General features: G+C 35.3%; 4 protein-coding genes and 1 pseudogene. 4 read left to right on the top strand and 1 reads right to left on the bottom strand.

Annotation, left to right across the window (positions count from 1 at the left end; all coding sequences use genetic code 11):
- The first annotated feature begins 339 nt into the window (after window positions 1-339).
- Both A9G30_RS01080 and A9G30_RS01085 read left to right on the top strand, forming a co-directional pair.
- Window positions 340-1,755, top strand: coding sequence for an OprD family outer membrane porin (locus A9G30_RS01080; protein ID WP_065587784.1), 1,416 nt, complete (start codon window positions 340-342; stop codon window positions 1,753-1,755).
- Between the two features lie 10 nt (window positions 1,756-1,765).
- Window positions 1,766-4,444, top strand: coding sequence for a beta-N-acetylhexosaminidase (locus A9G30_RS01085; protein ID WP_065587785.1), 2,679 nt, complete (start codon window positions 1,766-1,768; stop codon window positions 4,442-4,444).
- Between the two features lie 73 nt (window positions 4,445-4,517).
- On the opposite strand, the gene rraB is transcribed toward A9G30_RS01085, so the two are convergent.
- Window positions 4,518-4,913, bottom strand: coding sequence for a ribonuclease E inhibitor RraB (gene rraB, locus A9G30_RS01090; protein WP_065587786.1), 396 nt, complete (start codon window positions 4,911-4,913; stop codon window positions 4,518-4,520).
- 70 nt (window positions 4,914-4,983) lie between these two features.
- Here rraB and rnm point away from each other — a divergent pair, with 70 nt between their 5' ends.
- Together rnm and A9G30_RS13510 are read left to right on the top strand one after the other, a co-directional pair.
- The gene (gene rnm / locus A9G30_RS01095; RefSeq protein WP_218057676.1) at window positions 4,984-5,817 is read left to right on the top strand and encodes an RNase RNM; all 834 of its coding nucleotides are present in this window, start codon (window positions 4,984-4,986) and stop codon (window positions 5,815-5,817) included.
- 92 nt (window positions 5,818-5,909) lie between these two features.
- A pseudogene (locus A9G30_RS13510) lies at window positions 5,910-6,030 on the top strand (L-threonylcarbamoyladenylate synthase); the annotation flags it as partial.

Below are 6,030 nucleotides of genomic sequence, written 5' to 3' on the forward strand. Positions count from 1 at the left end.
TTATAAATGGTTAGCCATTCTTCGGTTACCTTTCTTGCTTGTTCTAGATTATTAAATAGATATAAATCGAGTACCTCAGTACGATAGTTACAATTTGTTAAAACGATGTGCTTTGTTTTTATTTTTTATAATAAAAAAAGTTGTGATTTTTCTCTAAAAATTTACATTAAAAATGTATTTTTTGGTGATTTTGATCACGATTTTAGATTGTTTAATTTGCTAGATAAAATATGTTTATGCATTATAAAAACGCGTATTCACAAACAATTTATTAATTGAGTGAGTTAGATCTTGATGAATTTAATTGTTAATTAAACAGAATAATTATAGGAATAACATATGAGTATCTATAATGTACAAATAATATCATGTCGATTTAATTTTTTAACTAAACTGATTTTATCCTTATCTGTTTTAACAAGTACAATTCCCGTTTATGCATCTAATGTTAATCAATTTATTGATGATTCATCATTAACGGGTAATGTCTTTTTTTGGAATCGAGATCGAGAACGTAAAGATATTGATGAGCATAAGTATGAGAAAAATTTAAGACACACCTCATTTAACGCTAATTTAGATTTTAGATCAGGTTATATCGCAGATAAGTTTGCTATTGAACTTGGCGGTTATGGCGCATGGGAAGTGAGTAATGGTGGAAATGGGCATCCCAATGAAATAGGATTTAGTGGGGCTAATACTCGTTGGGACGAGAATTGGAAAAAAGATGTTAGTGGGCTGAGCTTTTATAAAGCACAGGCAAATTTTAAAATCGATGAGTTATTCTGGATAAAAACGGGCTACATTCAACCTTCTGGGCAAACTTTGCTTGCTCCTCATTGGAGCTTATTACCAGGTACTTATCGTGGGTTTGAACTTGGCTCAACAATTGATTTTGATACTTCTGGCGTGTTATCCATGTCGTATATGTGGGCTGATAAATATAAAGCACCATGGTATAAAAAGCTTTATGAGTTTCGTCAGTGGGGAGCAGGTAAAAAAATTGACTTTTTGCATTCTGCGGGTTTGAAGTATGATTTTAAAAATGATTTAGTATTAGAAAGCGCATTTGGGCAGGCACAAAATTATATGAACCAATTTTTTGGCAAAGCTTCTTATAAAACAAATCTACTGGATAATCCTCTCACTCTTAGCTATCAATTTTATGGTGCCAAAGATCAATCACATAAAGGCAAAGATGTTTACGATGGTTTAGCGTGGTTACAAGCAGCCACATTGGGTTATCAAGTAGGGCCAGTTAATTTTCGACTTGAAGGTGTAACAGTTAAAGCTGAAGGCGAGCAAGGCTTTTTTTTACAACGTATGACACCTGATTATGCCTCATCAAATGGTCGTTTAGATATATGGTGGAATTCTCGTTCAGATTTTAATGCTAATGGCGAAAAGGCCGTATTTGCCGAAGTCACTTATGATTTAAGTGATGTATCTAATTATTTCGCAGGTTGGAAAACGGGTGCTTCTTATGCTTATGGTTGGGATGCAAAGCCAAATTCTACAGCAAAAAATCAAAAACAACGCTTAATTGAATCTGCTTATAATTTTGATTTAAGTTATAGCATACAAAATGGTTTAGCAAAAGATACTTCATTCCAACTACATTATACCAAATATAATAATCACTCAAATAGCATACCAAGCTGGGGAGGAGGATACGGCAATATCTTCCAAGATGAGCGTGATATCAAGTTTATTGTGACTATTCCATTCACTGTATTTAATGCTAAACAAAAATAGGTAAAATTTTATGAAAAAGATTAAAACAGCAATATTAGCCACTTCAATCGCCTCTTTGTTAAATGTTTGTGCCGTTCAAGCTGTTTCAGCTTCTCAACAAATTGTTGATGTGATGAGTTCACAACTCAATGTTCAATATGAGGTAATCGATAATCAAGCAGGGGCACATGGTATAAATTGCTCGGCTTTAGGTGCCGATTGGGCTGCTTGTAACAAAATGATGATTTCACTAAAGAATAATGGCCCAGAAATTAAAGATAAAGATTGGGCTATTTATTTTAATAATATTCGCATGATTTTAGCAATAAACAATGATCAGTTCAAAATTACTCATATTACAGGCGATCTTCATAAAATTGAACCAACAGAAAAATTCACATCGATTCCTGCTAATTCCACGATTAATATTCCCATTATTGGCGAATATTGGGTTGTGAGTGAAAGCGATGCAATGCCTCGTTGGTATGTGACATCAAGTAATGCTAAACCCAAAATAATTGCTAATACAAATACAGATTCCGATGACTTATCGGCATTTGTAGCTCCAATTACACAGCAGTGGAAAAGGACCGCCGACGATCACAATACAATAATGAATCCAGTTAACCGTTTTCAATATAACTCGGATATTAAAACATTATCGGCTGAATCGCTACGTGGGCAAATTTTACCAACACCAACTAAAATCACATTAAATAAACAAGATATATCTATTGGTCAGCAAGGCGTTAATTTAATTCTTGATGGTTTAAATCAAGACAGTTTAGCTATTTTAAAGGCAGAATTTAACGCACTAAATATTCCTGTAACGGAAAATGGATACAAGATAAAAGCAATCATTGATCCTAAACAATTCAAGCAAGGGCAATTAGAAGCGTATCAATTAGATATTAAAAATGATGAAACACTAATATCAGCTTATGACCAAAGAGGGATATTTTATGCTGTGCAATCTATTTTATCGTTGATTCCTGTAAACGATATCAAAACCATTCCATCACTTAATGCTTTTGATTCGCCACGTTTTGCCTATCGAGGCATTATGCTCGATATTGGTCGTAATTTTAAAACTAAAGAATCAATCATGCGCTTATTAGATCAAATGGCAAAATATAAAATGAATAAATTTCATTTTCATTTAAGTGATGATGAGGGGTGGCGTATTGAAATTCCTGGATTACCCGAGCTAACCGAAATCGGCAGTAAACGTTGTCATGATCTTAATGAACAGCAATGTTTATTGCCACAACTCGGTTCCGGTCCTGAAAACAATACCACCGGATCTGGTTTTTTAAGCCGTCAAGACTATATTGATATTGTTAAATATGCTAAAGCTCGTTTTATCGAGGTTATACCAGAAATTGACATGCCTGCTCATGCACGGGCTGCCATTGTGTCTATGGAGGCACGTTATAAACGTTTAATGGCAGAAGGAAAAGAAGCACAAGCCAATGAGTTTCGACTAGTTGATCCAACCGATACGTCAAATACCACCACAGTACAATTTTATAACCGTTTAAGCTATTTAAATCCTTGTCTTGATTCATCGAAACGTTTCGTAAATAAAATTATTGATGAGATCGCAAAAATGCATGTTGAGGCCGATCAACCGCTTAGAACTTGGCATTTTGGTGGCGATGAAGCAAAAAATATTCGCTTAGGCGCTGGGTATCAAGATATAAAAGCCAAAGATAAAACGGATGCTAAAGGCACAATAGATCAAAGTCAAGAAGATTACCCTTGGGCTAAATCACAAGCTTGCCAAACAATGGTAAATAATGGCATTGTTAACGATATTGAACACCTTCCTAGTTATTTTGCTCAAGAAGTTAGCTCAATAATAAAAAATCATGGTATAAACCATATGCAAGCTTGGCAAGATGGCATGAAGCACGCGACTAATGCAAAATCGTTTGCAGTAGATAAAGTTACGGTCAATTTTTGGGATACATTATATTGGGGTGGCTTTGACTCTGTGAACGAGTGGGCAAATAAAGGCTATCAAGTCATAATATCTAACCCTGATTATGTTTATTTAGATATGCCTTATGAAGTCAACCCAAAAGAAAGTGGTTATTATTGGGCTACGCGTTTTAATGATGAAAGAAAGATGTTTAGCTTTGCGCCAAATAATTTACCACAAAATGCAGAAACATCTGTTGATCGCGATGGTAACCCATTTACAGCTAAAGGTACAATGAATTGGTCTGGCGCTTATGGGCTATCTGCTCAGATTTGGACGGAAGATATTCGTACCGATAAAAAAATGGAATACATGACTTTTCCCCGTTTGTTAGCCGTAGCTGAACGAGCTTGGCATCAAGCTGATTGGGAAATTGACTACCAAAAAGATCGTGAATTTTCTCAAACAACCACGCATTATGTTAATCAACAAAAATTACTGAATGATTGGACTCGATTTGCCAATTTAGTTGGGCAACGTGAGTTGCAAAAACTTGATTTAGCCAATATCAATTATCGCTTGCCTATACCGGGTGCTAAAATTGAAAATAATAAATTAATAGCAAATATTGTTTTTCCTGGCTTAACTATTGAATATTCAACCAACCAAGGAAAACAATGGCATCGTTATAATGAGCCAGTTAATATTAAAAAGGGTGAAACCGTTTGTGTGCGAAGTGTATCGCCAAATCAAAAAAGAACCAGTCGTATAGAGAAAGTAAAATAAGTTATGCTAGTCAACTACTGTTATCCGTTGTTTGATGGATAACAGTAGGTATTTAAAAAGATATGGATGATGTTTAGTGCACGGTTTCTATAAACTCAGCATCATCAAAATCGTCATCGTTGCCATCTTCAAAATACGTGCCCCAGCCATCATAATTGACGCCAAACTGGGCGGTAAGGTTGATTATTTCAGCAATTTGCGCATTGATTAATTCAGCATTAAGCGGGCTTTCGGCAATAATATCAAAACCAATAACAACGTTGCCTGCATCATCTACATCTTCATCAGGATCGGTTGCCTCATAACCCAATTTATAGGCTTCTACTGCTACTTTTTCTAATTTATCAAAATCTTGCGATGAAACATGGTGTTCAATAATATAAAGCGCATGAGGATCGCTACCATCTTCTAATAGTTCTTCAATAATAGCGTTAGTATCTTGCTGAGCAAGAATAATTTGATCTTTCATAATATACCTTTTCGTGGTCATGCAATTTGTGTGGTATATTACACGTTTCAAAATAATTTTCGAGAAAAAAGTGATTGTTGATTTACATTCTCATACCACTGCATCAGATGGTGTTTTAACGCCAAGCCAACTTATCAAAAGAGCGGTGGATAATCAAATCGCTCTTTTGGCTATTACTGATCATGATACCGTTAAAGGTTTACCTGAAGCGCAAAAAGTGATAGCTAATGAAAATTTACCCGTTAAATTAGTGTCTGGCGTTGAAATATCAACAGCGTGGAAAAACAGCGAAATTCATATTGTAGGGCTGAATATTGATATTGAAAATCCACAGTTATTGGCATTGCTATCTTCACAAGAACAAGGACGCATTAATCGAGCGTTAGCCATAAGTGATAAACTAGCTAAAGTCAGTATAGAAAATGCTTATCAACAAGCACAACACTTTGCTAAAGGTGATATTGTTTCACGTGCCCATTTTGCAAGATTTTTAGTTGCTAACGGTTATGTTAAGGATATCAAAAGAGCATTTAAAAAGTATTTAGGCAAAGGAGGGTATGCTTATGTGCCAGCAACATGGTGTTGCATTGCTGATGCGGTTAATGCTATTCGAGCCGCAGGTGGACAAGCGGTACTTGCTCACCCAAGTCGTTACGATCTAACCTTAACTAAATTGAAGCTATTAGTCAGTGAGTTTAAAGTTTGTGGTGGTGTGGCAATTGAAGTTTCGCAAAGCCGGCAAACGCAAGATGATTTAACTCGATTAGCTAAATTAGCCAATGAATTTGACCTGTTGGCATCACAAGGTTCGGATTTTCATGGCGTTGATACCTATTTAGATTTAGGTAAAACAACACCATTGCCTGATAGCGTTACACCAATTTGGCATAATTGGCAACGCTAATAATAATGGGTTAAAAGGTTTGATATTTACGTTCCATCAAATACTTGATGGTATCATCTTCAACATTAAAATTATATTGATATAGAACAATTATGAGCCAAACTTTTTATATTCACCCTGATAACCCCCAAAAACGGCTATTAGAGCAAGTTGTTAATATATTAAATGATGGTGGTGTTATCGCTTTTCCAACCGATTCGGGTTATTCACTAG

Origin of the sequence: Gilliamella sp. Fer4-1 (assembly GCF_001690515.1) — a bacterium.
Taxonomy (GTDB): Bacteria; Pseudomonadota; Gammaproteobacteria; order Enterobacterales; family Orbaceae; genus Gilliamella; species Gilliamella apicola_C.